Below are 830 nucleotides of genomic sequence, written 5' to 3'. Positions count from 1 at the left end.
AGGCTAGCGCGAACTATCGCTAGCGACAGAATTTTCAAATTGACTGTACATTGTACACTTAACTCATTGATAAATAACAATTTCAATATGTACACTGTACAGTATGCGATTATTTTTAGATAAAAATTATTTTTACTCTTGACATTATTGCGTCAATGTCTATTTTCGAATCAGGTGCCTAGAAAACACCTTAAACACATAGCGGATTGGTTGCCGAAATAATCAGTCTTCCGCACATTAAAGACTTTGACTCATTGTATGTTAGGCGCATATAATAACTTTGTCGGGTGTAGTTATGCTATACAATACCCTTGTGGGGAAAGCATAACGACGGGCTATGTGCCGTGTTTTCTAGCACCCGGCATCTTTTAGAGTGTCAATAGAAAACCTTTAAGCACATAGGAGCCAAATCATGGCACAATATTTAATTGACTTACATCAAACTACGATTGATGGTGATATCGTTCAGACAGTGAATGCACGTGAATTACATACATTTTTGGCAATAGGAAAACGTTTTGCTACTTGGATTACGAACCGCATTAATCAGTATGCATTTGAAGAGGGAAAGGACTATATTTTAACGCTTCCCAAAATTGGGAAACGTAAAAATGTTATAAGTAAAGAATATCATATTACTCTAGACATGGCGAAAGAGCTCTCAATGGTGGAACGTAACGAGAAAGGACGTCAAGCACGCCGTTATTTTATTGAATGTGAAAAGAAACTAAAAAGTCAATCTGTTGATTATTGTGATGATATACGTTTTGCTTTCCCAAAAGATTGGGATAAAATGTCTCCAACTAAAAAGGCTGTTTACATTTATGGAC

General features: G+C 36.0%; 1 protein-coding gene. It reads left to right on the top strand.

Translation table 11 applies throughout. The features are described from left to right. Positions 1–412: 412 nt before the first annotated feature. Positions 413–830 (top strand): antA/AntB antirepressor family protein (locus tag ACFIKG_RS09555; RefSeq protein WP_375652227.1); only part of this gene is annotated, 418 nt, incomplete at its 3' end.

The organism is Bartonella sp. LB28NMGDW (assembly GCF_042194435.1).
Taxonomy (GTDB): Bacteria; Pseudomonadota; Alphaproteobacteria; order Rhizobiales; family Rhizobiaceae; genus Bartonella; species Bartonella grahamii.
The sequence above is the reverse complement of the archived record's forward strand: the minus strand, read 5'-3'. Positions and strand labels throughout refer to the sequence as shown.